Genomic DNA, 23,378 nt, shown 5'->3' with positions numbered 1-23,378 from the left:
GATGCTCAAAGGATTATTCGCAAATACACGCGCCAAAGGTCAGCATTACGAGAAGTTCGCTGAACAATACTTACAAGCTCAAGGCCTCACTGCCGTTGAGCAAAACTATTATTGCCAATATGGTGAAATAGATTTAATTATGCGAGAACAAAACACCTGGGTGTTTGTCGAAGTAAAATATCGCGGCAGCAGTCATTTTGGCGGGGCACTTTCCGCATTGAGTAGCAAAAAACTACAGAAGCTGCAGCGAAGTATTTTTCATTACTTAACGAGTAAAAAATTACAGAATGTACCAATACGCATAGATTACATTGCGATTGAAGGTGGCAGTTCAGATAGTATTAAGTGGATAAAAAACATATCTTAGTTATGCAAGAATCAATAAAAACAATCTTTACAGAAAGTATACAAGCGCAAATTGCCGCGGGAGAAGTGTTACCTCAAACACTTGAAGCATCCGCAATAACCATTGTTCAGAGCCTTATTAATGGTAATAAAGTGATTTGCTGCGGTGAGTTAAGCTGCAATATGCTTGCTGAGCACTTTGCTGGGCTATTGGTCAATCACTACGAAACTGAAAGACCTTGTCTACCAGCTATTTCCTTATCTCAAAATCATGTGCATTTAGATATGCACAGTAACGACCATGAGCAAGACAAATTTTCTCGGCAAGTTCGCGCTTTTGCGCAGCAAGGTGACTTACTGGTAATTTTTGCCATTGATGGTAATGAAAAGAGCATTGTTGCGGCGGTTGAAGCAGCATTGACTAAAGATATGAAAGTAATTGCATTAGTTGGGGATGAAGGGGGTGAACTCAGCGGATTACTAGGTCCAAATGATGTTGAAGTTTTAACACCAAGTAAACGTCCAAGCAGAATACTTGAATCACACCTTTTTAATATCCATTGCTTAAGTCAGCTTATCGATAACACTCTATTTCCTCAGGATGAACAATAACATGCAGTTTAAATTAATTACTTTATTGGCAATTATTTGGCTGCTTCAAGGTTGTGCCGCCGCAGTCGTAGCTGGTACAGCGAGTGCAGTGTCAGCCGCCAATGATCGCAGAACTATTGGCTCCCAAATTGATGATAACAACATAGAAATTAAAGCAACTATTGCTCTAAAAAAAGTACCTACGCTCAGCGAAAAAGCGAATATCAGCGTAGTAAGTGTTAACGGTACCATTCTGCTGGTAGGCCAAGTCCCTTCTAATAGTTTAATGTCACAGGCTGAACAGGCTGTCAGAAATGCTGTTGCTGTTAAACATATACACAACCAGCTACGAATAGGTACACGGATTGGTATTACGACCCAAACTCACGATACTTGGCTCACCTCTAAAGTAAAAACCAAGCTGCTGACCGCAGAAACGATTACAGGTAACAACATTAAAGTAGTAACTGAAAACAGTGAAGTATTTTTAATGGGTCTGGTTTCTGAAGCTGAGGCAGACCAAGCCGTAGAAATTGCACGCCATATAAACGGTGTTGCCAGAGTAATCAAAGCTTTCGAATACCTATAGTAGGGTGCAAAGGGTTAATGATAAGTGCGTAGCACCTCATTTCCTTTGCGCAAGAGTGGTGCAAATGGTTACCGACTGCGAACGAAGTGAGTACGGTTCTTTTGTGCAAGGTGAATTGATTTCGTGATGAAGTCACACTAAACACCATAACATTTGCTCCTAATGTATTATTACGAACTTGATAATTAACATATATCTACCTCTTACTATTCCATTAGCTCACTACTACAAACTTCAACACTTAACAGAATGGCTTATTTCACCTTGCGCAAACAGCACGTGCTTCGCACGCTAGTTTACACTGTATATAAAAAAACCCGCAGAAGCGGGTTTTTTTATATTTAAGCTTTGTAAATTGCTTATTTAATAACGCGAAGATGAGCGCCTTTTTTCTTTTCAGGCTCTTTAGGCTTCTCTTCAGCGGCTTCAACAGCCACTTCAGCTTCAACCTGCTGTTCTTCATCATACTCAGGAAAGGTTTCCTGAGTAAATACGGTGCCTTCACCGTTCTCACGCGCGTATATAGCTAATATAGCGCCCATAGGCACATAAACCTGCATAGGTTGACCAGAGAAACGAGCATTAAAACTCAACTGCTGGTTATCCATATCAAATTGTGTAACAGCACTTGGACTAATGTTTAAAACGATTTGACCATCTTGTACAAATTGCACAGGTACTTGCACTGCTGGATACTCAGCATTTACAACCAAATGCGGTGTGCAATCATTATCTACAATCCAGTCGTAAAATGCTCTTAGCAAATATGGGCGATTTGGCGTCATTATGCTCTGATCTCACGCTCAGCTTCTGTTAATGAAGCCTGGAATGAATCACGCTCAAATAAACGTAACATGTACTCTTTAAGCTCTTTTGCACCCGCACCAGATAAATCAATACCAAGTTCAGGTAAACGCCATAGTAATGGAGCTAAGTAGCAATCAGTTAGGCTAAACTCTTCACTCATGAAGTAAGGTGCTTCAGTGAAGATTGGCGCGATTGCTAACAAAGCTTCTGTCAGCTCTTTACGAGCTTGATCAGCATCACTTCCGCCTTGCTTGATTTTAGCGGCAAGTGTATACCAATCAGTCTCAATACGATGCATCATCAGACGGCTGCGACCACGCATTACCGGGTAAACAGGCATTAATGGTGGGTGCGGAAAACGTTCATCTAAATATTCCATGATGATGTTTGCTTCATATAAACCCAACTCACGATCGATCAATGTCGGTACAGTGCCGTATGGGTTAATTTCATGAAGCGCTTCAGGCAGGTTATCTTTTTCCGTTAAGTGAATATCAACACTTACGCCTTTTTCAGCTAAAACGATACGTACTTGATGGCTATACATACAGTTTGCACCTGAGAATAGCGTCATTACAGGGCGCTTATTGGCAGCTACGGCCATGCCTACCTCCATTAAAATTACAATAAGTAATAAATCATTATAAACAGCAATAGGGGCATGCGCCCCTATTACAAAATTACCTTAAAAATGTCTCACACTATTAGTGAACATCTCTCCAGTACTCTTTCTTCAAGAAGAAGGCTAAGATAAATAGAATTACTAAGAACCCTAATACTTTATAACCTAAAGCTTCTGATTTTAAGCGAGTTGGTTCACCAACATACGCCATAAAGTTAGTTAGGTCACGTACTGCTTGGTCATACTCGTCAGTACTTAACTCACCTGAACCATCAGTCGTAATCTCAACAACTTTCTTAACTTTTACACCGTGCTCTTCAACTTCTTCAAAACGCGCAGTTGGCACACCTTGAAGTTCTTGAAGTACGTGTGGCATACCCACTGAAGGGAATACTGAGTTGTTTACACCAAATGGACGACTTTCATCAACATAGAAAGACTTCAAGTAAGTGTAAATCCAATCAGCGCCACGAACACGAGCAACCAATGTTAAATCCGGTGGAGGAGCACCAAACCATTTTGCCGCATCATCGATTTCAATTGAGTTCTTGATGTGACTACCTACTTTTGAATCATCAAAAATAAGCGTTTCTTGACCAATTTCAACCGGAATACCGATATCACGGAATGTACGCTCATAACGCTGATACTGCATTTGGTGACAACCAAGACAGTAGTTCATGAACAACTTAGCACCGCGCTGTAAAGACGCATTGTCAGTTAAGTCATGGTTTGACTCTAGTAGTGGTACCGAAGGACCTGCTGCCATTGCGAAAGTAGGCAGCAATGCGAATAAACCAATAATTAGCTTCTTCATCATTTCGTTAACCTCTCAGGCAATGGTTTAGTCTGCTCATTCTTCGAGTATACGAATAGTAATACGAAGAACATGAAGTAAGTCACAGTCGTAATTCTCGATAGCACTGTAGACAAGTCAGTCTGTGGTGTTGCACCAGCCCAACCAAGGATGATGAACGTTACAACGAACTGAGCAATGTTCAGCTTGTGCCACTTACTACGGTAACGAATTGAACGAACCTTACCACGATCTAACCACGGCAGTAATGCCAGTAGTACGATCGATGCACCCATTGCAATTACACCCATTAGCTTATCAGGAATAGCACGTAGGATTGCGTAGAATGGCGTAAAGTACCAAACAGGGAAGATATGCTCAGGCGTCTTCAGCGGGTTAGCTGCTTCAAAGTTTGGCGCTTCTAGGAAGAAACCACCCATCTCTGGTGCAAAGAACACAACCCAACAGAAGAAGATTAAGAAACCAGCTACACCTAATACATCTTTAACTGTGTAATAAGGGTGGAACGGGATTGCATCGACAATGTCTTTCTTGTTTGTGTAATATTCATGGAATTGGAACTTAGGCTTATCTTCTTCAGCCACAGAACCTTTCTTACGCTTAATATCAACACCGTCAGGGTTGTTTGAACCCACTTCGTGAAGCGCAACAATGTGAAGGAATACTAGAATAACGAGTACAAGTGGTAGTGCAATTACGTGTAGTGCAAAGAAACGGTTAAGCGTCGCACCAGAGATTACGTAGTCACCACGGATCCACTGAGTTAGATCATCACCAATTACCGGAATCGCACCGAATAGTGAAATGATTACCTGAGCACCCCAGAATGACATCTGACCCCAAGGTAATAAGTAACCCATGAACGCTTCAGCCATTAATGCTAAGAAAATTAGCATGCCGAATAGCCATAGAAGTTCACGTGGTTTTTGGTACGAGCCATAGATCATGCCGCGGAACATGTGTAAATACACAACCACGAAGAATGCCGAGGCGCCCGTTGAGTGCATGTACCTCAATAGCCAACCGTATTCAACATCACGCATGATGTATTCGATTGAAGCAAATGCGCCTTCAGCAGAAGGAACATAGCTCATTGTTAGCCAGATACCAGTTAAAATTTGGTTAACTAGTACTAAAATAGCTAGAGAGCCAAACAAGTACCAGAAGTTAAAGTTTTTTGGCGCAGGATATTGCGCGATGTGCATGTTCCAAACACGCGTCATTGGGATGCGGTCATCAATCCAGTTGATGACGTTACCAACAACACCTGTTGAAGCGTTATCTTGTTTACCAGCCATTATGCAACCTCTTCTTCACCAACCAAAATGGTTGTATCATCAATAAAGGTGTAAGGTGGGATTTCTAAGTTTAGAGGTGCAGGCACCGCTTGGAATACTCGGCCAGCCATGTCGAACTTAGAACCGTGACAAGGACAGAAGAAACCAGATTCAGTACCTTCAACGAACTCACCGAAACCACCGTTAAAGAAGCTTGGTGAACAGCCTAAGTGAGTACAAATACCAACCGCCACGAAAATTTCAGGGCGCTTAGAACGGTATTCATTCTTAGCTGAATCTAATTGTTGAGGCTCTTCAGATTGCGGATCACGAAGTTGACCTTCGTGAGCTTTCATCTGCTCAAGCATTTTTGGCGTACGATTGATAACCCATACAGGTTTACCTCGCCACTCAACACGAATTAATTGTCCAGGCTCAAGTTTGCTGATATCTACTTCTACAGGCGCACCCGCAGATTTAGCTCGCTCACTTGGATTCCAAGACGCAATAAAAGGAACAGCAGCTCCAGCCGCACCAACACCACCTACAACAGAGGTAGCTATGGTCAAAAAGCGACGTCGGCTGTTGTCTACAGGCGCATTGCTCATCCACTTATCTCCACTATGATCCTCAACACTTGCTATATTGAGAACATCAGTTACAGCAGGTTAAATTAAGAAACTACAAAATAGACGCGATCATAAATAATTACCTTGATGAAAACAAGGTTATTACCCGTATCAAGACTAATAAAGCATGGATTTTACTACCCATTTTAATCGTAGCCTCGAAAGCTAGTTAGTTATGATAACGTTTTTATAACCACAATATACTGACCAAGATCAACCCCATCTATGAGGAGACGAGGGTACCCAAAAGGGCATCAAACCTTACTCACTTTACTTGCCCTGCAATTGTAGCAAAAAAAAGCGCTGATTTATCGTCAGATCTTCACTAATTACAATAAATATTGAAAATATTAGGTAAACAATAAGTCGAACATCGGTTGTTTGAGGTGGGTTTGGATCGGAAATGAAAAATATTTGGACTTCTAAAACAAAAAACCCAGCATAAGCTGGGTTTTTGAATTCTTGTAAACGTAAAAAATTAACGCTTCGAGAATTGAGTGTTCTTACGTGCTTTCTTAAGACCCACTTTCTTACGCTCAACCTTACGAGCGTCGCGAGTAACAAAGCCAGCTTTACGTAGAGTAGGACGTAGTGACTCGTCAAACTCCATAAGCGCACGAGTGATACCGTGACGGATAGCACCAGCTTGACCAGTTGAACCACCACCAGCAACAGTGATGTATAGGTCAAACTTTTCAGTCATTTCAACAAGCTCTAGAGGCTGACGAACAACCATGCGAGAAGTTTCACGACCGAAGTATTCTTCGATAGAACGTTGATTAATTACGATGTTGCCAGTACCTGGGCGTAAGAATACGCGAGCACTTGAACTTTTACGACGACCTGTACCGTAGTATTGATTTGCCATGAGTTAGCTCCTTAAATGTCCAGTACTTGAGGCTGTTGAGCTGCATGAGCGTGCTCAGAACCTGCGTATACTTTTAGTTTGCGGTACATTTCACGACCTAGAGGGCCTTTTGGTAACATACCTTTAACTGCTTTTTCGATAATCATTTCAGGCTTTTTAGCTTGAAGCTTATCGAAAGTGATAGACTTAAGGCCACCTGGGAAACCAGAGTGAGCATAGTACACTTTGTCAGTTGTTTTGTTACCAGTTACAGTAACTTTCTCAGCATTGATTACGATGATGTAATCACCAGTGTCAACATGAGGTGTGTACTCAGCTTTATGCTTACCGCGTAGGCGACGAGCGATTTCAGTAGCGATACGACCTAAAGTTTTACCTTCAGCGTCAACTACGTACCAGTCACGTTTTACAGATTCTGGCTTAGCAACAAACGTTTTCATTAAATAAAATCCAATGTTTCAAATTAAAACCACAGGTAACAAAAGTTACCGCTTTACTATGAGTGCTTGAACCCCTTCGAGTTTAAGACTTTTATGCCGCTCAAATCGGTGGCTAAGCCGACGAGGGCTATAGAACGCAACGTGGCAGGTCGCGGATTATAGCAACACAGAAGAGGCTTTTCCAGTGTGCGACTGTTTTTTCTACAAAAAAAATAATCGTGTTGATTTGAGCGATAAATTTATACCAATCAGCGTAAATAATTTGCGTATTATTTGCCGAATTTACTACTGATTGGCATTCATTTAGGCGAGATGTTCTCTTGCGAGGTATTCGTGCGACTGCATCTCTTGTAGACGACTGATACAGCGCCTAAATTCAAAATTAAGTGTGCCATCGGTATATAACTCTGTGATTGGCGCTGCGGCTGAGATAATAAGCGTCACATTACGCTCATAAAATTCATCAACTAAAGCAATAAAACGTCTGGCGGCATCGTCATTCTGCTGCCCCATCTGTTTTACATTAGAAAGGATCACAGTGTTGTATATACGACTGATCTCCATATAGTCTACTTGCGAACGTGCCGTTTCACAAATTTCTGTGAAATCGAACATCACAATACAATCGGCAACTTTTCGGGTTTTGATCAAACGCCCTTCGATTTCGATGGCTTCATCAAGTTTTCCCGGTTCAGGTGACAGCTTATCGAAATACTCAAAGAGGTTTTTATCTGCTTGTGTATCAAGCGGACTGTGGAAGATTTCAGCCTGCTCTAACGTTCTCAAGCGATAATCAATACCAGAATCAACATTTACTATCTCGGTATTTTCTTTCACTAGGGCGATAGCTGGTAAGAAACGAGCACGCTGAAGACCATTTCGATATAGCTCATCAGGCACAATATTAGAGGTAGCAACTAAAATAATGTCACGAGCAAATAATGCCTGCATTAAACCACCAAGTAACATGGCATCGGTAATGTCTTGAACAAAAAACTCATCAAAACAAATGATATCTGTTTCTTTTTTGAAAATATCGGCCACTGTTTCTAGTGGATCTTTGACTTCTTTGAGCTTTTTAAGCTCATCGTGAACACGATGCATGAAACGGTGAAAATGCACTCGCATTTTCCTGTCTGTCGGTAATGCCTCATAAAAGGTATCAACTAAGTATGTTTTGCCTCGACCTACTCCACCCCAAAAATAGAGACCGGTTATTTTTTGCTTTGGCTGTCGATTAAATAAGCGAGAAAAGAAACCTTGGGGCTGCTCTGGTTGGTTCACTATATCATCGTACAAACGCTGTAAATGCTTTACTGCATTTTCTTGTGCCGCATCATATTGAAAGTCATCTCGTTTTAGGTCTTGTTGATATTTTTCCCAAGGTGTCATCATTTTTCACAAACTAAGCGTTTTTATTTGAGGCATATATTAACACGCATCAAAACTCCGCGTATATTTAGCTGATAGTTTGAATTACATTTTTTATTACGTAGCCGAATAATTGCTACACTTATAGAGCGCGTATTTTTAAGGAGACTCTCTATGACAACATTTGCTTGGTTAGGATTAATTGTAGTAGTTGCTATTGCAGCATTTTTTTTAGGTTCAATGATCACCAAGAAACAACTTAAGCATGATGATTTAGAGCAACAAGTACAATCTGCAAAGCACGAATTAGAGCAATACCGCCAAGAAGTAGCAGATCACCTTGCAAGCACTAAGAAGTTAATGACTAAAATGCAAGACAGTTACTCTCAGCTGCTGATCCATGTCGAAGAAACAGATAAAGCACTACTAAATGTTAAACCTGCTATGCCTGATGAACCTTTCTTCTCAAAAGAAACCACGGAGCAACTACAAGCCTCGTTACAAAGTCGTCCTGAGCGCCGTCGCGAAGCGAAAAACGATACATTGTCAGCACAACCTAGCGATTATGCCGAAGGTGAAACAGGTATTTTCTCAGGCGAAAGCTCAGAAGTTGAGCAATCAAAAGCCTCTTGATGAACTTTTTTTAGCCCCCATAGTCAGTAAGTACAGTTACCAAAAATGACGAACTGGTAAGTAAGTCGAAATTTACTTACCCAACATCAATGGCTTATACCTAAAGCACCCTTAAACTTTTAAGTTTTAGGTATTAAGGCTTTTCGGAGTACTTATTGACTATGAAATTAAAACTATCGTTATTATCTGCTGCTATTTTTTCAACTGCTCTTTTCCTTTCCCCTACAGCCGTTGAAGCCAAACTTCCCGTTGCTGTAGACGGTCAATCATTACCTACCTTAGCGCCTATGCTTGAACGCGTTACGCCTGGCGTTGTCAGTATTCAGGTTTCTGGCGCAAAAGAGGTTCGCCGTCGTGTTGACCCTTTTGACTACTTCTTTGGCAACCCTCAACCTCGTAATCAAAAACGCCCTTTTAGTGGTTTAGGGTCTGGTGTGATTATTGATGCTAAAGAAGGTTACGTTGTCACTAATAGCCATGTTATCGATGAAGCCGATAAGATTATTGTTACTTTAGAAGATGGCCGTGAATTTGATGCAAAGCTAGTTGGTCGTGACAAAGAGTCTGATATCGCATTACTTGAAATTGATGCCGATGAGTTAACCGAAGTAAAACTCGCCAATTCTGACAAATTACGAGTCGGTGACTTCTCGGTTGCCATCGGTAATCCTTTTGGCCTGAGCCACACTGTCACATCAGGTATTGTCAGTGCGCTGGGCCGTAGCGGGTTGAATATTGAAGGCTATGAAGACTTCATTCAGACCGATGCGGCTATTAACCAAGGTAACTCAGGTGGCGCTTTAGTCAATCTGAATGGTGAGCTAATCGGCATTAACACTGCAATTCTTGGCGCTTCAGGCGGTAATGTCGGTATCGGCTTTGCAATCCCTTCAAATATGATGAAGAACCTAGTTGATCAAATTATCGAGTTTGGTCAAGTACGTCGAGGGTCTTTAGGTATTATTGGCCGCACATTAGATGCAGGCCTTGCCAAAGCACAAGATTTAGAAGTTCAACAAGGCGCCTTTGTTATGCAAGTTGTAAAAGACTCAGCAGCAAGCGAAGCCGGTATTAAAGCCAATGATGTGATTGTTAGTCTCAACGGTGATGAAATCCAAAGCTTCGAAGAACTTCGGGGTAAAATCGCCACCATAGGTGAAGGCAGAACCATTGAACTAGGTGTGTTCCGCGATGGCAGAAAACGCACCATAGAAGTAACACTTAAAGGTCAAGGCGAACTACAAGCTCAAGCAGATAAGGTTCACCCTATGCTACGTGGTGCTGTGCTGGAAAGTGGCGAACGTAACGGCAACCAAGGGGTCATTATATCTAGCATCGAAGAGCGCTCACCAGCTGCACGAGTTGGCCTTGAAGAAGGAGATGTGATCATGCAAGTGAACCGTCAGCGTGTTAAGAACATTCGCGATATGAGTAGTTTAATCGAAGATATTCAAGGTAACATCGTATTAGGTATTAAGCGTGGACGAGACTCTGTGTTTATTCTAATTCAATAACCTATTTTAAATTTTAGCTAATAAAATGCAGCGTCTTATTGTCGCTGCATTTTTATTTGTGCCATCATTACTATTCTGCTTTCAGTAAGATAAAATAACTGTTTGTTGTGTAATGAATAAAAATGAGCGATGGCGTGCTAAAACTTTTTAAATTTATTCTCCCCCCTCTGTTTGTCGGCCTTGGGATCGCATTTTTAGTGATTTGGTTCTCACCCAATCTAAAGAGCGCCATTTTGCCAAAGCTTGCCATGCCAAGCCATTACACCAGTAGCCATATGAGCTTTGCCGACTCAGTCGCTAAAGCCTCACCAGCGGTCGTGACGATTTTTTCTGAAAGTATTTCATCCATGCCTCGTTATCAACGACGTAACACCACCCAAGAACTAGGCTCTGGTGTAATTATGTCGAGCGATGGCTATATTCTGACAAACTACCATGTTGTAAACGATGCAGACCAAATTATGGTTATCCTGACTGATGGCCGCCGCTTTTATGATGTGCAAGTTATAGGCTTTGATACCATCACTGATCTCGCTTTGTTAAAAATTCCTGGTCAACACCTGCCAACTATCCCAACTGATGACGACTTTACTCCTCGCGTTGGTGACGTTGTACTTGCTATTGGTAACCCACTTAATTTAGGTCAAACCATTACCCAAGGGGTGATCAGTGCAACAGGAAAGCAAACATTAACAGAAAGTCAATATAATAACTTGCTACAGATGGATGCAGCTGTAAACGTAGGTAATTCAGGCGGAGCCCTAGTTAACTCAAACGGTATCTTAGTTGGTATTACCTCAGCACAGTTTAGAACACGTCTTAATATAGACATACAAGGGATCTCTTTCGCTGTACCTTATCAGCTAGCTAAGCAAGTCATGCAAAGACTCATTGCTGATGGCAGAGTAGTTCGCGGGTACTTAGGCTTTAGAGGAACAGCCGTTGATAGCTCAGGCAATGAAGTAACCGACTTATATACTCCGATCGTTGGGTTACTCATCAGTGAGCTTGATCCACTAGGCCCTGCTTGGCAAGCGGGCATGCAAGATAGAGACATTATCGTTAAAGTTGCGGGCCAATCGATTTCTAATCCGCAAAAAACATTACAGTTTATTGGCAATACCAAGCCTGGGACTGAACTTGAGTTTGAGGTACTTAGAAATGGTGAGCATCAGACTATTGCTCTGACTGTCGCTGAACTGGAAATTAACACGAACTAATTCAATTCGTTCACTCAGCCAGCGCAAGCAATAACATATAAAAAAGCGACCTCTCTAACTAAGTCGCTCTTTAAAATGAGAATAGATAAGTCGTGTAATACCAATCCTCATAGTTAAGTGATCTATTTTAGGATTGGTATAATTTAGTTGTGACGGCGTTTAATATTCGCACCTAACTTACTTAGCTTATCTTCGATACGCTGATACCCTCTATCAACATGATAGATGCGATCAACCACAGTTTCGCCTTGCGCCACAATACCCGTCAAAATTAAGCTCGCAGACGCACGTAAATCAGTCGCCATGACTTGTGCGCCCGATAGTTTTTCAGTATCGCCACAAATAGCTGTATTGCCTTCTAAACGAATATTGGCACCCATACGCTGTAGTTCAGGTACATGCATAAAACGATTCTCAAAGATCGTTTCTGTGATCGTTGCACTGCCATTTGCTACCACATTCATCGCAGTAAACTGCGCCTGCATATCAGTTGGAAAACCAGGATGAGGCATGGTTTTAATGTTCACCGCTTTTAACTCGCGCTGACGCATATCGATATAAATGCTGTCTTGTTGCACTTCAACTAAGGCGTTGGCATCTCTCAGCTTTTCAAGCACAGGCTCTAAGCTATGGTAATCGGTGTTCTTACATAACACCTCACCTTTCGCCATTGCTGCAGCCACCAAGAAAGTACCTGTTTCAATTCGGTCTGGTAAGATTTTATGTTCGCACCCCGATAGCTGCTCAACACCATCTATTTCAATACGGTGAGTGCCTGCACCTGTAATCTTTGCACCCATTGCTACTAGACATTCAGCAAGATTCACAATTTCTGGTTCACGCGCAGCATTTTCTAATACGGTTTTACCATCAGCAAGCGTTGCCGCCATCAGTAAATTTTCGGTCGCGCCAACACTCACTGTTTCCATGTAGATATCTGCGCCCTGCAATCGACCCGAAGACGTCGCATTAATATAGCCATTTTCAACGACAATGGTTGCACCCATTTTTTCAAGGCCGCGAATGTGCAAATCGACTGGACGAGCCCCAATGGCACAGCCACCCGGCAAAGAAACTTGAGCTTGACCAAAACGGGCTAATAAAGGCCCCAATGCCAATACAGATGCACGCATCTGCTTTACAAGCTCATATGGCGCTAACACTTTATCAACGGTACTTCCGTCTACTTCAAGATTATCTCCATGCCATTTAACTTCTGCGCCAAGCGTCTTCAGCAGCGCTTCGGTTGTGCCTATATCGCGAAGCTGAGGTACATTCGAGAAAATACTTTTGCCGTTACCAAGTAAGGCAGCAAAAAGAATAGGAAGGGCAGCATTTTTTGCGCCCGAAATTGTGACTTCACCAGCTAGGGTGGTGCCACCTTGGATAACAAACTGATCCATTGTGGCTCCGTTATTGAGGAAGGATGAATTTACGTTCTCTTTGCCACTCTGTAGGCGTGAAGGCTTTAATGCTTAAAGCGTGAATGGTGCCGTCTTTGATCACATCCATCAAAGGCCCGTAAACTAGCTGTTGCTTCTTAACTCGACTCGCCCCGTCAAAACACTCACCAACTGCAATCACCTCATAGTGACTACCATTGGCTTTAACTATGACTTCTTCTAGTGACAATGCTTCTTGTAATACTGCTTCGACTTGGTTTGTTTCCATTAGATTCACTCAAATAAGTTAGATACCTGACCCAGCTCCATCAACTTCTTTAGCTGTTCAGGTATATTTTTCAGCTCAAGGCGTTTGCCTTGGCGTTGCAAAAGACCTAAAGAGTGAATTAACCAAGCTAAGCCCGATGTGTCAACCCTAGATACCTCTGAAAGGTCAAAATATAGGACTGACTGCGTACTTTGTAGCTGTTGGTTAAGAAGGCGTTCATCAATTAAGCTATTTCGGGTTAGTTCTCCCTTAATCGCTACCACACCTTCTTGTTGTGGTGAAAACTGCAAATTAGTTGCCATCATCACCTCTAAACTGAACAGGTAAGCGACTCTTCTTATCTAAAAGGTCAATTACATGCTCGATGCCTTTTTGACGTAAAACACCGTGAAGCTCTGTTTGCTTGGCATCTAATAAAGAGATACCTTCTGCCATCATGTCGTAAGCTCGCCACTCATTGTTCTTGCCTTTGCGCACTTTAAAATCGATTTTGATGTCAGGCTTACCCGCTTCAATAATGCGAGTTTTAACTACAGCAACATCGTCGCCCTGAAAGTTACGCGCTTCGCCAAACTCTACCTTTTGGTTTTTATACTGTGTGAACACACCCGCATAAGTCGCAACTAAATAGCGCTGAAAAACATCAATGAAAGTTTTGATATTCTCAACGGCCTGTTTTTTCTCTGACGCGTCTTTCATTGTACGAACTTTTTGTATGTAGCTGCCCAATACTCGATACGCTGCATATTTATAGTCTACATAAGGCATCAACTCTTGCTCGACTATCTGACGAAGATGCTCTTTGTCTTTAGCAATAATGCCTTGATCATTGGCTACACGTTTAAAAGTATTATCAGCTACTTGCTCAACCATTTTGTAAGGGTCACTTAAATCAACTGCTGATTCAGCCATTACTTGCACAGATAAAACTAATCCAGCTACTGCGGCTAATAATTTCTTAAACATGATTATTCCCCACCTTGGTTAAACAAGAACTGACCGATTAACTCTTCAAGCACTAATGCAGACTTTGTATCTGTCAACATATCACCATCTTTTAGCGCGACACTTTCCACACCAAATAAGTCATCTAATTCAGAACCGGTGTCGCTCGCGACATCATTTCCTAAGCAAGTTTGCTTAGCAGATTCAGCAGCAATAACAGGTGAAATACCAAGATACTGCTCACCTAAAATACCTGATGTTAAAATAGAGACCGTTGTTGTATCTGAAAACTGACACTCATAATTTGCATCAATACTCATATTCACAACAGGTAGGAATTCTTGCGGGTGAATATAAATGCTCTCAACACGACCGATGACCACGCCACCGACTTTAATCGGCGCACGCGTTTTTAAAGAGCCAATGTTTTCAAATTTAGCACTTAATGTGTAAGTTTCACCATTACCACTGATCCCTGAATTTGCCACTTTTAGAGCTAAAACAGCAAAAGCTGCAACGCCTAAAGCGACAAATAAACCAACTAAAATTTCAATTTTCCGTGTATTCATAATTTCTCAAAACCCTTAACTTGAAAACATCACCGCTGTTAATAAAAAGTCGAAACCTAAAACGGCCAGCGACGAATGAACAACTGTCTCTGTTGTAGCTTTACTGATCCCTTCTGACGTAGGCACACAGTCATAGCCTTTATAAAGCGCAATCCATGTCACGATCAGCGCGAACACAAAGCTCTTGATCATGCCATTTAAAATATCTTGCTGGAACGACACCTGAGACTGCATGATTGACCAGAAGCTGCCTGAATCAACACCTAACCAATCAACCCCCACTAAATGTGCGCCAATTATCGCAACCGCAGAAAAGATTAATGCCAATAGTGGCATACTGATAAAACCGGCCCAGAAACGCGGGGCAACAACTCGCTTGAGAGGGTCGATTGCCATCATTTCAAGACTAGATAACTGCTCAGTTGCTTTCATTAACCCTATTTCAGCAGTTAATGCACTGCCTGCTCGACCAGCAAATAATAACGCGGTTACAACCGGCCCTAACTCTCGTAATAAGCTAAGTGCAACCAGAGGCCCTAAGCTGTCTTCAGCACCATAGCCTACAAGCACGGTATAACCTTGTAACGCTAAAACCATACCAATGAATAAGCCCGATACCATGATGATCAATAACGATTGATGACCAACCATGTATAACTGTTTGATTAGTAACGGGGTGCCTTTCTTAAAATTAGGCATGCTGAGTAATGCACCCAACAGCATACGTGTTGCACGACCTAATGAGGCAAAACGGCTAAGCGTCTTGTGTCCTAGCGCTTGTAAAAAGTCCATTATTGCTGTGCTCCTAATAATAATTCGTCTTCATATGGCGCAGCTTTAAAGTGGAAAGGCACCGGCCCATCAGACAGGCCTTTTAAGAATTGCTGTACTAAAGGAGAACTATGTCGCAACATCTGCTCTGGAGAGCCACTTCCGATCACACCTTGCTCAGCAATGATCACCACATGATCGGCAATACTCAGCACTTCAGTAACATCATGGGTTACAATGAGAGAAGATAAACCCAGAACTTGATTCAAAGATTTAATTAGACGTACCAATACCCCCATAGAAATAGGGTCTTGCCCAGCGAATGGCTCATCATACATGATGAGTTCAGGGTCGAGTGCAATTGAACGCGCTAATGCAGCACGCCTTGCCATACCACCAGATAACTCAGAAGGCATTAAATCTCTGGCACCACGCAAACCAACAGCTTGTAATTTCATTAACACGACTAAACGAATTAGCTCTTCGCTTAACTGCGTATGCTCTCGCAGTGGAAAGGCAACATTGTCGAATACTGACATGTCAGTAAATAAAGCACCGCTTTGGAATAACATACTCATTTTAGTACGTGCTTCATATAACTCTGCCCGGGTCATACCAGGAACACTTTGTCCTTCAAAGGTAATATCGCCACTGTCAGGTTTTAACTGACCACCGATAAGACGTAACATGGTCGTTTTACCAATCCCACTGGGGCCCATAATTGCGGTGATTTTCCCTTTAGGTACAGAGAAACTCATATTCTTATAGATGGTCCTATCACCTCTTGAGAAAGTAACATCCTTGATTTCAATAATTGATTGCGACAAGTCGCGCTCCACATTCTGGTTCACCAATTTCTATATAATACTTTTTTTTAGATTTAGAGTGAAAAGGGAATTCGTAAAATTTTGTAAGTTACCAATTACATTGTTGCTTACATCTTTCAATTTTGATGAATAAAGTCTTTGCTAGGCGTTTTGTTTATACTTTTTTTTATGCTTTTGATACTATTTGCCGCAATTTTGTATTCGTTGTTGGCATATTCTTTTTATGGTTCTATCTTTCATCGTTTTGATACTTGGCTTTGCCGCATTAGTTTGGAGTGCTGACCGATTTGTATTTGGTGCTGCAGCACTTGCTAGAAATTTTGGTGTACCAACATTAATTGTCGGTTTAACTATAGTAGCAATGGGCTCTTCAGCACCTGAAATGATGGTGGCGGCACAAGCTGCGATGGCAGATAAAACAGATACAGCAGTGGGCAACGCCGTAGGCTCTAATATTGCTAATATTTTATTGGTATTAGGTATCACCGCCCTACTACGTCCACTGTCTGTGGGGTCAGGCATTCTAAAACGCGAAATGCCATTACTCGTTATTGTTTCTTTAGGGGCTTGGTTTATTGTTAGTGATAACCACTTTAGCCGCACCGAAGGCATCATTTTATTTGTTGCATTTATTACTTTTCTCGCCTCATTACTTATTTTAACAAAACGTTCAGATAATCAAGATGATGACCCTTTGGTCGCTGAGGCATGCGATGAAGTACCTAATGATGTTCCTACCAGTAAAGCCGTGCTTTGGCTTATTGTTGGTATGATCTTATTACCGATCAGCTCAGGTTATTTAATTGATGCAGCTGTAGACATTGCTAAATACTTCGGCATGAGTGACTTATTAATCGGCTTAACCATCATCGCGGTAGGCACGAGTCTACCTGAATTAGCTGCTTGTATCGCAGGAGTGCTTAAAAATGAAGATGACCTCGCCATGGGTAATATTATTGGCTCCAACATTTTTAATATTTTAGCCGTACTTTCAATCGCGGGCATTTTAAACCCTGCTAATATCGACGCTAACATCGCACAGCGTGATATTTATATTATGCTTGGGGCAACATTTGCTCTTATCGCAATGAGTCTTAGCTTAAAAGGCACTCGTCGTATTAATCGTGTTGAAGGTGGTTTACTGTTAGCGGCGTTCATCGGATATATGTATTACATTATTTAGTGGTAGGAATGTGCATGTCTGCAGAACAATTTATTAAAACAGCACTAAACGTCATCGACATTGAAAAACAAGCTATTACTGAAATCGTTCAGTATATTAATGATGACTTTAGCAACGCTTGCCAAACTATATTTAATTGCACTGGCCGTACTATCGTGATTGGTATGGGGAAATCAGGGCATATTGGCAATAAAATCGCAGCAACACTTGCTAGTACAGGTACACCTGCCTTCTTTGTTCACCCAGGCGAAGCAAGCCATGGTGATTTAGGTATGATCACAAAAGATGATGTGGTGCTACTTATTTCTAATTCAGGTGAAACCAGTGAAGTCGTCAATATTATTCCAGTTATAAAGCGTATCGGTGCAAAAACTATTGCTATGACAGGTAACTCTCGCTCTTCAATGGCTAAACTGTCTGATATTCATCTTTGTATTGCCGTTACAAAAGAGGCTTGCCCATTAGGTTTAGCACCGACAGCAAGTACAACGGCAACGCTAGTGATGGGTGATGCACTTGCTGTGGCGCTATTAGAAGCAAGAGAGTTTACCGCAGATGATTTTGCACTCTCTCACCCTGGAGGGGCTTTGGGCAAACGCTTGTTGCTTACTTTAAACGACATTATGCACAAAGAAGAGCAAGTACCAGTCATACAAACAGGTAATTTGATCAAAGATGCATTGTTTGAAATTTCCAGCAAAGGCCTAGGCATGACTGCTATTGTCAATGAACAAGGTGTATTAGTTGGTATTTTCACTGATGGCGATTTACGCCGTATTATCGAGCAAAAGCTTGATTTACATAGTGCCAAAATTGATGATGCCATGACTGTAAATTGCACAACTGCAAATGCGAATATGCTGGCAGCAGAAGCGTTAAATATTATGGAAAACAAACGTATTAATGGCCTAATAGTCGTTGATGAACATAATAAGCCTATTGGTGCATTGAATATGCAAGACTTACTTAAAGCAGGAGTGCTGTAATGCAATTTGCCGATTTATACCAACCCATCAACGAAGATGTAATCACCCGCGCACAGCAAATTAAATTGCTAATCTGTGATATTGATGGTGTTTTCTCTGATGGTCGCATTTATCTTGGTAATAACGGTGAAGAACTAAAAGCATTCAACACCAAAGATGGTTTTGGCATTAAAGCATTAATCAATTCAGGTGTTGAAGTGGCCGTGATCACCGGTCGTCATTCACATATTGTTCAGCAGCGAATGACTAGCTTAACGGTTAAGCATATTTATCAAGGTCAAGAAAACAAGTTGCAAGCTTATCAAGAATTAAAAGCCAAGCTCGGCTTGAGTGATGCTGATATCGCATATATTGGCGATGACGGCCCAGACTTACCTGTTATGGAGCAAGTCGGTTTTGCTGTGGCAGTGAATGATGCCCACCCGATTATTCGCAACCTTTCTCACTATACAACAATGTTACCCGGCGGCTTTGGTGCTGTCAGAGAATTGACCGACCTCATTATGCTGTGCCAAGGCCAAACGTTAGGCACATCAGGAACAAGCGCATGACAGTTAGTCGAGTTGTCTTATTGATCGTATTTATTGTGACCATGTATTGGTTATGGTCACCTTATTGGGATCAATCAGCCCAACTTAACTCAGAACAAGACGATGCAATTGCGACGCCTGACTATATCGCAACTAATTTAAAACAAACTCAGTACTCCGAGTCTGGCCAACGAAGCTACCTTGTGGAAGCCCTGAAAATGGAGCTCTATCAGCAACTTGGTTTTAGTCACTTTTCATCGCCGACATTTACACTATTTAACGGCCCACAGAACTGGCAACTGAGTGCAACTGAAGCCACCTTGTATGAAAATAATATATTGATACTCGAAGGTGCAGTAAAAGCCTTTAACCTCACTGAAGGCGCCATGATCAATCAGATCAACGCTGAACACATTCAAGTAGACATCGATAAACGTACGATGCACTCGGATCTACCCGTAGAAATTGTTGGCCCTCACTTAAATGTAAAAGGGCAAGGCCTAAATGCAGATCTCAATACAGATATTATTGAGCTCATTAACCATACGCGAACTATTTATTATGACCAATAAACTACTACTTTCGTTACTTATACTTAGTTTTTCACAGCTTAGTGTGGCACAAACAGCCCCTTCAGATCAGGTGTCAATTAAAGCTGGTAAGCAACAAGCTCAGCTTAAAACCAATATAGGCATCTTTGAAGAAAATGTTGAGATTATTCACGGTAACCGTGAAATTTATGCCGACCGATTAGAAGTTCATCAGCGTGAAGAATTGGGTGAAAACAAACAGCTATTAGTGGCAACCGGTAAGCCTGCTCGTTTCATCGAAAAACAATCTGATGGCACTGTACTCAGTGCCAGTGCCGAAGAAGTTAGGTATGACGTTGCAAATAGACTACTTACTATCAAAGGCAAGGCTGAAATCAATCAGGCAGGCCAAGTTATCAAAGCCGAAGCCATTATCTACGACATAGAGAAGCAATTGATTAGTGCTGAACAGAATGAACAAAACAAACAACGCGTTCACACCATCTTAGTGCCAGAGAAAAAAACACCAAAATCAAATTCTGAGCAAGGTAAATAATCATGAGTGTGTTAACTGCCACAGCCTTGGCAAAAAGCTACAAAGGCCGCCAAGTTGTTAAAAATGTCAGCTTAAGTGTTGAAGCTGGCAGTATCGTCGGTCTTCTAGGTCCAAATGGTGCGGGTAAAACCACCAGCTTTTATATGATTGTTGGCCTAGTTCCGAGTGATAAAGGCTCAGTTACCATTGATAACGAAGACATCACATTGCTACCCATGCATAGCCGAGCGCGAATGGGAATTGGCTACTTACCACAAGAATCATCTATTTTCAGAAAGCTCAGTGTTTATCAAAATTTAATGGCGATTCTCGAGACGAGAAAAGACCTAAATAAAACTCAAAGAGAACAAACATTAAACGACCTACTTGATGAGTTTAATATTCAACATATCAGGGACAGCCATGGTATGGCATTGTCTGGTGGAGAGCGTCGACGAGTTGAAATTGCTCGCGCTTTAGCCGCTAATCCGAAATTTATCCTGTTAGACGAGCCTTTTGCTGGCGTTGATCCCATTTCAGTGTTAGATATAAAGAAAATTGTTGAGCACTTAAAAAATCGTGGCATCGGTGTACTCATTACTGACCATAATGTAAGAGAAACCCTTGATGTTTGTGAGAAAGCTTATATTGTTTCACATGGTGAATTAATCGCCTCAGGAACACCTGAAGCGGTTTTAGCGGATCAAACAGTAAGAGACGTCTACCTAGGTGAACAATTCCGTCTATAGTTAAAGCAAGACATAATCCAATAACAAAAAGGATTGTTAGAAATACATGAGGCAATCGCTACAGCTGCGCATGGGGCAGCAACTAACCATGACACCGCAATTGCAACAGGCCATTCGTTTGTTGCAACTAAGCACATTAGATCTGCAACAAGAGATCCAAGAAGCGCTTGATAGCAACCCTTTACTAGAAGTCGACGAGTCTGAGCTAGAAGCTAGCCCTGACAATAATAATGCTGATAAAGTAAGCAAAGAATCAGACAACTCAGAGCAACAACAAGATTCTATACAAGATGGTCATGGCGATGAACCTGCTAGTGACTTTGAAATGGATGCTGATGCTGCACTGAGTAAAGAGACCGTTAGCGATGATCTTGCCATGGATGTGACTTGGGACGAGTATATGAGCGCAGCCCCGAGTACAGCAAGTAGTGGCCCTATGCCTGAAGATGAAAGCATCTATCAAGGCGAAACCACCGAAACATTACACGAATATTTAATGTGGCAGTTAGAGTTAACGCCATTTAGCCCTACCGATAAAGCCATTGCCGTTGCAATTGTAGAAGCCGTAGATGATGCTGGTTTGCTTACCATCAGTACAGAAGAGCTGCTAGAAAGCATAAATGAAGGTAATGAAGAAGAGTTAATTGAACTCGATGAAGTTGAAGCTGTATTAAAGCGTATCCAGCTGTTTGACCCAATAGGTATTGCTGCTCGCTCTTTACAAGAATGCTTATGTATACAACTCAATCAGTTTGATACTGACACCCCTTTTATTACTGAAACAAAAATGGTGTTAAGCGAGCACATTGACTTACTCGCTAGCCGTGACTATCGCACCATCATGAAAAAGACCAAGCTAAAAGAGCCTGAGTTAAAAGAAGTAATGACGCTGATCCACAGCCTGAATCCAAAACCTGCTGCGAGCATCATTCGTGAAGAGTCTGAGTATGTTATTCCTGATGTGTCGGTGAAAAAAGTCAAAGGCCGCTGGGTTGTTGAACTCAACCCTGAGTGCATGCCTAAAATCAGAGTAAATGATCATTATGCTGCAATGTCACGTTCAGTAAAATCGAGCAGTGATAGTCAGTTTATTCGTTCTCACTTACAAGAAGCAAAGTGGTTCATTAAGAGTTTAGAAAGCCGTAATGACACTTTAATGAAAGTTACTAATTGCATTGTTCAACAACAACAGGCATTCTTTGAACATGGACCTGAGGCAATGAAGCCGATGGTTTTAAATGATGTTGCTGAGATGGTTGAGATGCACGAGTCTACCATTTCTCGTGTCACCACTCAGAAATACATGCATACACCCCGTGGCATTTTTGAGTTGAAATACTTTTTCTCGAGCCACGTGAGCACTGAAAACGGAGGTGAATGCTCATCCACAGCGATACGAGCATTGATCAAGAAGCTAATTGCTGCAGAAAATACCGCTAAGCCATTGAGCGATAGTAAAATTGCAGATATATTGGCAGAACAGGGAATCAAAGTGGCACGCCGTACTATTGCAAAATACCGCGAGTCGCTCTCCATTCCACCGTCAAATCAGCGTAAAAGCTTGATTTAAGACGTAAACCAAGAGAAGGAAAATGCTTATGCAACTAAATTTAACTGGTCGTCATGTAGAAATTACAGATTCATTAAGAGACTATGTAAACACGAAGTTTGCAAAGCTAGAAAGGCACTTTGATCACATTAATAATGTTCATGTGATTTTAGATGTTGAGAAGCTGGTACAAAAAGCCGAAGCAACCGTTCACCTTAATGGTGGTGAAATTTTCGCTTCAGATGAGCATTCAGATATGTACGCAGCGATTGATAAACTAGTTGATAAACTAGATCGTCAAGTTATTAAACATAAAGAGAAATTAACTCGACACTAATCATGAAACTTAGTTCGATTATCAACAAGGACTGCAGCAAAGCTGCGGTCCTTTTTAATAGCAAAAAGCGCGCACTAGAATACATTAGTGAACTAGCGAGCCAACATTTACCTGACCACAATGCGCACGAGATTTTAGACGCCTTCCTTACTCGTGAAAAGTTAGGAAGTACTGGCATAGGTAAAGGGATCGCCATCCCTCATGGCAGATTAAAAGGCATAGATTCTATTTTCGCCATTCTCGTCACGAATCAAAACAGTATTAATTTCGACGCAATAGATAATCGACCTGTCGATATTTTGTTGGCAATGCTGGTTCCTGAAGGTGATAATGCTTCACACTTAAAGACCTTAGCCGAAATTGCTGGTAAACTGAACAATAAAGAATTTTGTAAGCAACTTCGTCAAGCACCAAACGATGATGCGCTTTACCAAGTTATTCAACTACAAGATTAAACTGAAAGAGAGGAATCC

The 23,378-nt window shown here is 41.6% G+C and carries 30 protein-coding genes; 15 read left to right on the top strand and 15 right to left on the bottom strand.

Going from position 1 to position 23,378, the window contains the following annotated elements:
- Window position 1 precedes the first annotated feature (1 nt).
- The 3 genes from CWB72_RS04940 to dolP are packed head-to-tail and all read left to right on the top strand — an operon-like array spanning window position 2 to window position 1,525.
- On the top strand, window positions 2–367 hold the full coding sequence (locus CWB72_RS04940; RefSeq protein WP_130255565.1) for a YraN family protein: 366 nt from the start codon (window positions 2–4) through the stop codon (window positions 365–367).
- A gap of 2 nt (window positions 368–369) precedes the next feature.
- Window positions 370–957, top strand: coding sequence for an SIS domain-containing protein (locus tag CWB72_RS04935; RefSeq protein ID WP_130255632.1), 588 nt, complete (start codon window positions 370–372; stop codon window positions 955–957).
- A 1-nt stretch (window position 958) separates the two neighbouring features.
- On the top strand, window positions 959–1,525 hold the full coding sequence (dolP, locus tag CWB72_RS04930; protein WP_130255566.1) for a division/outer membrane stress-associated lipid-binding lipoprotein: 567 nt from the start codon (window positions 959–961) through the stop codon (window positions 1,523–1,525).
- Window positions 1,526–1,884: 359 nt separating this feature from the next.
- Here dolP and CWB72_RS04925 read toward each other — a convergent pair whose 3' ends face one another.
- The 8 genes from CWB72_RS04925 to zapE all read right to left on the bottom strand — a co-directional run bounded on the left by CWB72_RS04925 (window position 1,885) and on the right by zapE (window position 8,377).
- Window positions 1,885–2,310: a ClpXP protease specificity-enhancing factor gene (locus CWB72_RS04925; RefSeq protein WP_138629643.1), complete on the bottom strand. Its 426-nt coding sequence runs from the start codon at window positions 2,308–2,310 to the stop codon at window positions 1,885–1,887.
- Window positions 2,310–2,936, bottom strand: a complete 627-nt coding sequence (sspA, locus tag CWB72_RS04920; protein WP_130255568.1) for a stringent starvation protein SspA — start codon at window positions 2,934–2,936, stop codon at window positions 2,310–2,312. Before sspA ends, CWB72_RS04925 begins: the two co-directional genes overlap by 1 nt.
- A 100-nt stretch (window positions 2,937–3,036) precedes the next feature.
- Window positions 3,037–3,774: a cytochrome c1 gene (locus CWB72_RS04915; RefSeq protein WP_138566142.1), complete on the bottom strand. Its 738-nt coding sequence runs from the start codon at window positions 3,772–3,774 to the stop codon at window positions 3,037–3,039.
- Window positions 3,771–5,069, bottom strand: coding sequence for a cytochrome b (locus CWB72_RS04910; RefSeq protein ID WP_130255570.1), 1,299 nt, complete (start codon window positions 5,067–5,069; stop codon window positions 3,771–3,773). The genes CWB72_RS04915 and CWB72_RS04910 overlap by 4 nt, the downstream gene beginning before the upstream one ends.
- On the bottom strand, window positions 5,069–5,656 hold the full coding sequence (gene petA, locus CWB72_RS04905; protein ID WP_138481527.1) for a ubiquinol-cytochrome c reductase iron-sulfur subunit: 588 nt from the start codon (window positions 5,654–5,656) through the stop codon (window positions 5,069–5,071). Before petA ends, CWB72_RS04910 begins: the two co-directional genes overlap by 1 nt.
- Window positions 5,657–6,155: 499 nt before the next feature.
- Window positions 6,156–6,545: a 30S ribosomal protein S9 gene (gene rpsI, locus CWB72_RS04900; RefSeq protein ID WP_058028615.1), complete on the bottom strand. Its 390-nt coding sequence runs from the start codon at window positions 6,543–6,545 to the stop codon at window positions 6,156–6,158.
- Between the two features lie 11 nt (window positions 6,546–6,556).
- On the bottom strand, window positions 6,557–6,985 hold the full coding sequence (gene rplM / locus CWB72_RS04895; protein ID WP_058028614.1) for a 50S ribosomal protein L13: 429 nt from the start codon (window positions 6,983–6,985) through the stop codon (window positions 6,557–6,559).
- Between the two features lie 303 nt (window positions 6,986–7,288).
- The gene (gene zapE / locus CWB72_RS04890; protein ID WP_138629824.1) at window positions 7,289–8,377 is read right to left on the bottom strand and encodes a cell division protein ZapE; all 1,089 of its coding nucleotides are present in this window, start codon (window positions 8,375–8,377) and stop codon (window positions 7,289–7,291) included.
- Between the two features lie 153 nt (window positions 8,378–8,530).
- Here zapE and CWB72_RS04885 point away from each other — a divergent pair, with 153 nt between their 5' ends.
- The 3 genes from CWB72_RS04885 to CWB72_RS04875 all read left to right on the top strand — a co-directional run bounded on the left by CWB72_RS04885 (window position 8,531) and on the right by CWB72_RS04875 (window position 11,723).
- The gene (locus CWB72_RS04885; RefSeq protein WP_138481532.1) at window positions 8,531–8,989 is read left to right on the top strand and encodes a YhcB family protein; all 459 of its coding nucleotides are present in this window, start codon (window positions 8,531–8,533) and stop codon (window positions 8,987–8,989) included.
- A gap of 161 nt (window positions 8,990–9,150) precedes the next feature.
- Complete coding sequence (locus tag CWB72_RS04880) at window positions 9,151–10,503, top strand: Do family serine endopeptidase (RefSeq protein WP_130255573.1); 1,353 nt, start codon at window positions 9,151–9,153, stop codon at window positions 10,501–10,503.
- A 134-nt stretch (window positions 10,504–10,637) separates the two neighbouring features.
- On the top strand, window positions 10,638–11,723 hold the full coding sequence (locus tag CWB72_RS04875) for a trypsin-like peptidase domain-containing protein (protein WP_130255634.1): 1,086 nt from the start codon (window positions 10,638–10,640) through the stop codon (window positions 11,721–11,723).
- Window positions 11,724–11,866: 143 nt separating this feature from the next.
- Here CWB72_RS04875 and murA read toward each other — a convergent pair whose 3' ends face one another.
- The 7 genes from murA to CWB72_RS04840 are packed head-to-tail and all read right to left on the bottom strand — an operon-like array spanning window position 11,867 to window position 16,506.
- Window positions 11,867–13,126 carry a UDP-N-acetylglucosamine 1-carboxyvinyltransferase gene (murA, locus tag CWB72_RS04870; RefSeq protein WP_138629641.1) on the bottom strand — a complete coding sequence of 420 codons (1,260 nt, stop codon included), beginning with the start codon at window positions 13,124–13,126 and terminating at the stop codon, window positions 11,867–11,869.
- Between the two features lie 10 nt (window positions 13,127–13,136).
- The gene (gene ibaG, locus CWB72_RS04865; protein ID WP_058028609.1) at window positions 13,137–13,394 is read right to left on the bottom strand and encodes a BolA family iron metabolism protein IbaG; all 258 of its coding nucleotides are present in this window, start codon (window positions 13,392–13,394) and stop codon (window positions 13,137–13,139) included.
- Window positions 13,395–13,399: 5 nt separating this feature from the next.
- Complete coding sequence (locus CWB72_RS04860) at window positions 13,400–13,699, bottom strand: STAS domain-containing protein (RefSeq protein ID WP_130255575.1); 300 nt, start codon at window positions 13,697–13,699, stop codon at window positions 13,400–13,402.
- Window positions 13,686–14,360 (bottom strand): MlaC/ttg2D family ABC transporter substrate-binding protein, encoded by a 675-nt coding sequence (locus CWB72_RS04855; RefSeq protein ID WP_138629639.1) that lies wholly within the window; start codon window positions 14,358–14,360, stop codon window positions 13,686–13,688. The genes CWB72_RS04860 and CWB72_RS04855 overlap by 14 nt, the downstream gene beginning before the upstream one ends.
- A 2-nt stretch (window positions 14,361–14,362) precedes the next feature.
- Entirely contained in the window at window positions 14,363–14,908 is a 546-nt protein-coding gene (mlaD, locus tag CWB72_RS04850; RefSeq protein ID WP_130255577.1) for an outer membrane lipid asymmetry maintenance protein MlaD, read from the bottom strand.
- A 15-nt stretch (window positions 14,909–14,923) separates the two neighbouring features.
- On the bottom strand, window positions 14,924–15,703 hold the full coding sequence (gene mlaE / locus CWB72_RS04845) for a lipid asymmetry maintenance ABC transporter permease subunit MlaE (protein ID WP_130255578.1): 780 nt from the start codon (window positions 15,701–15,703) through the stop codon (window positions 14,924–14,926).
- On the bottom strand, window positions 15,700–16,506 hold the full coding sequence (locus tag CWB72_RS04840; RefSeq protein WP_130255579.1) for an ATP-binding cassette domain-containing protein: 807 nt from the start codon (window positions 16,504–16,506) through the stop codon (window positions 15,700–15,702). Before CWB72_RS04840 ends, mlaE begins: the two co-directional genes overlap by 4 nt.
- 223 nt (window positions 16,507–16,729) lie before the next feature.
- Between CWB72_RS04840 and CWB72_RS04835 the strand changes: the two genes are divergently transcribed.
- Genes CWB72_RS04835 through ptsN form a run of 9 tightly spaced genes read left to right on the top strand, consistent with a single transcriptional unit; the run spans window position 16,730 to window position 23,360 of the window.
- Window positions 16,730–17,689: a calcium/sodium antiporter gene (locus CWB72_RS04835; protein ID WP_138566138.1), complete on the top strand. Its 960-nt coding sequence runs from the start codon at window positions 16,730–16,732 to the stop codon at window positions 17,687–17,689.
- 14 nt (window positions 17,690–17,703) lie between these two features.
- Window positions 17,704–18,675, top strand: coding sequence for a KpsF/GutQ family sugar-phosphate isomerase (locus tag CWB72_RS04830; RefSeq protein WP_138566137.1), 972 nt, complete (start codon window positions 17,704–17,706; stop codon window positions 18,673–18,675).
- Window positions 18,675–19,226, top strand: coding sequence for a 3-deoxy-manno-octulosonate-8-phosphatase KdsC (kdsC, locus tag CWB72_RS04825; RefSeq protein WP_138629637.1), 552 nt, complete (start codon window positions 18,675–18,677; stop codon window positions 19,224–19,226). The genes CWB72_RS04830 and kdsC overlap by 1 nt, the downstream gene beginning before the upstream one ends.
- Window positions 19,223–19,777: an LPS export ABC transporter periplasmic protein LptC gene (gene lptC, locus CWB72_RS04820; RefSeq protein WP_138566135.1), complete on the top strand. Its 555-nt coding sequence runs from the start codon at window positions 19,223–19,225 to the stop codon at window positions 19,775–19,777. The genes kdsC and lptC overlap by 4 nt, the downstream gene beginning before the upstream one ends.
- Window positions 19,767–20,291 carry a lipopolysaccharide transport periplasmic protein LptA gene (gene lptA / locus CWB72_RS04815; protein ID WP_138629635.1) on the top strand — a complete coding sequence of 175 codons (525 nt, stop codon included), beginning with the start codon at window positions 19,767–19,769 and terminating at the stop codon, window positions 20,289–20,291. The genes lptC and lptA overlap by 11 nt, the downstream gene beginning before the upstream one ends.
- Window positions 20,292–20,293: 2 nt before the next feature.
- Window positions 20,294–21,019, top strand: a complete 726-nt coding sequence (gene lptB, locus CWB72_RS04810; protein WP_138629633.1) for an LPS export ABC transporter ATP-binding protein — start codon at window positions 20,294–20,296, stop codon at window positions 21,017–21,019.
- A gap of 46 nt (window positions 21,020–21,065) precedes the next feature.
- The gene (locus CWB72_RS04805; RefSeq protein WP_138566132.1) at window positions 21,066–22,589 is read left to right on the top strand and encodes an RNA polymerase factor sigma-54; all 1,524 of its coding nucleotides are present in this window, start codon (window positions 21,066–21,068) and stop codon (window positions 22,587–22,589) included.
- Between the two features lie 28 nt (window positions 22,590–22,617).
- Window positions 22,618–22,905, top strand: a complete 288-nt coding sequence (hpf, locus tag CWB72_RS04800; RefSeq protein WP_130255587.1) for a ribosome hibernation promoting factor — start codon at window positions 22,618–22,620, stop codon at window positions 22,903–22,905.
- A gap of 2 nt (window positions 22,906–22,907) precedes the next feature.
- Window positions 22,908–23,360, top strand: coding sequence for a PTS IIA-like nitrogen regulatory protein PtsN (ptsN, locus tag CWB72_RS04795; RefSeq protein WP_138629631.1), 453 nt, complete (start codon window positions 22,908–22,910; stop codon window positions 23,358–23,360).
- Window positions 23,361–23,378: the final 18 nt, after the last annotated feature.

The sequence above is a fragment of the Pseudoalteromonas phenolica genome, assembly GCF_005886345.1.
GTDB lineage: Bacteria > Pseudomonadota > Gammaproteobacteria > Enterobacterales > Alteromonadaceae > Pseudoalteromonas > Pseudoalteromonas phenolica_A.
This window is presented reverse-complemented; position numbering and strand designations above follow the sequence as displayed.

Coding starts and splice junctions, on each gene's coding strand:
- CWB72_RS04925 (WP_138629643.1), bottom strand. CDS start 2,310: ATGACGCCAAATCGCCCATATTTGCTAAGAGCATTTTACGACTGGATT.
- lptA (WP_138629635.1), top strand. CDS start 19,767: ATGACCAATAAACTACTACTTTCGTTACTTATACTTAGTTTTTCACAG.
- mlaD (WP_130255577.1), bottom strand. CDS start 14,908: ATGAATACACGGAAAATTGAAATTTTAGTTGGTTTATTTGTCGCTTTA.
- rplM (WP_058028614.1), bottom strand. CDS start 6,985: ATGAAAACGTTTGTTGCTAAGCCAGAATCTGTAAAACGTGACTGGTAC.
- lptC (WP_138566135.1), top strand. CDS start 19,223: ATGACAGTTAGTCGAGTTGTCTTATTGATCGTATTTATTGTGACCATG.
- dolP (WP_130255566.1), top strand. CDS start 959: ATGCAGTTTAAATTAATTACTTTATTGGCAATTATTTGGCTGCTTCAA.
- CWB72_RS04835 (WP_138566138.1), top strand. CDS start 16,730: ATGGTTCTATCTTTCATCGTTTTGATACTTGGCTTTGCCGCATTAGTT.
- CWB72_RS04880 (WP_130255573.1), top strand. CDS start 9,151: ATGAAATTAAAACTATCGTTATTATCTGCTGCTATTTTTTCAACTGCT.
- CWB72_RS04915 (WP_138566142.1), bottom strand. CDS start 3,774: ATGATGAAGAAGCTAATTATTGGTTTATTCGCATTGCTGCCTACTTTC.
- CWB72_RS04805 (WP_138566132.1), top strand. CDS start 21,066: ATGAGGCAATCGCTACAGCTGCGCATGGGGCAGCAACTAACCATGACA.
- murA (WP_138629641.1), bottom strand. CDS start 13,126: ATGGATCAGTTTGTTATCCAAGGTGGCACCACCCTAGCTGGTGAAGTC.
- hpf (WP_130255587.1), top strand. CDS start 22,618: ATGCAACTAAATTTAACTGGTCGTCATGTAGAAATTACAGATTCATTA.
- zapE (WP_138629824.1), bottom strand. CDS start 8,377: ATGACACCTTGGGAAAAATATCAACAAGACCTAAAACGAGATGACTTT.
- rpsI (WP_058028615.1), bottom strand. CDS start 6,545: ATGGCAAATCAATACTACGGTACAGGTCGTCGTAAAAGTTCAAGTGCT.
- CWB72_RS04830 (WP_138566137.1), top strand. CDS start 17,704: ATGTCTGCAGAACAATTTATTAAAACAGCACTAAACGTCATCGACATT.
- lptB (WP_138629633.1), top strand. CDS start 20,294: ATGAGTGTGTTAACTGCCACAGCCTTGGCAAAAAGCTACAAAGGCCGC.
- petA (WP_138481527.1), bottom strand. CDS start 5,656: ATGAGCAATGCGCCTGTAGACAACAGCCGACGTCGCTTTTTGACCATA.
- CWB72_RS04855 (WP_138629639.1), bottom strand. CDS start 14,360: ATGTTTAAGAAATTATTAGCCGCAGTAGCTGGATTAGTTTTATCTGTG.
- CWB72_RS04885 (WP_138481532.1), top strand. CDS start 8,531: ATGACAACATTTGCTTGGTTAGGATTAATTGTAGTAGTTGCTATTGCA.
- CWB72_RS04910 (WP_130255570.1), bottom strand. CDS start 5,069: ATGGCTGGTAAACAAGATAACGCTTCAACAGGTGTTGTTGGTAACGTC.
- ibaG (WP_058028609.1), bottom strand. CDS start 13,394: ATGGAAACAAACCAAGTCGAAGCAGTATTACAAGAAGCATTGTCACTA.
- CWB72_RS04860 (WP_130255575.1), bottom strand. CDS start 13,699: ATGATGGCAACTAATTTGCAGTTTTCACCACAACAAGAAGGTGTGGTA.
- CWB72_RS04940 (WP_130255565.1), top strand. CDS start 2: ATGCTCAAAGGATTATTCGCAAATACACGCGCCAAAGGTCAGCATTAC.
- kdsC (WP_138629637.1), top strand. CDS start 18,675: ATGCAATTTGCCGATTTATACCAACCCATCAACGAAGATGTAATCACC.
- sspA (WP_130255568.1), bottom strand. CDS start 2,936: ATGGCCGTAGCTGCCAATAAGCGCCCTGTAATGACGCTATTCTCAGGT.
- CWB72_RS04935 (WP_130255632.1), top strand. CDS start 370: ATGCAAGAATCAATAAAAACAATCTTTACAGAAAGTATACAAGCGCAA.
- ptsN (WP_138629631.1), top strand. CDS start 22,908: ATGAAACTTAGTTCGATTATCAACAAGGACTGCAGCAAAGCTGCGGTC.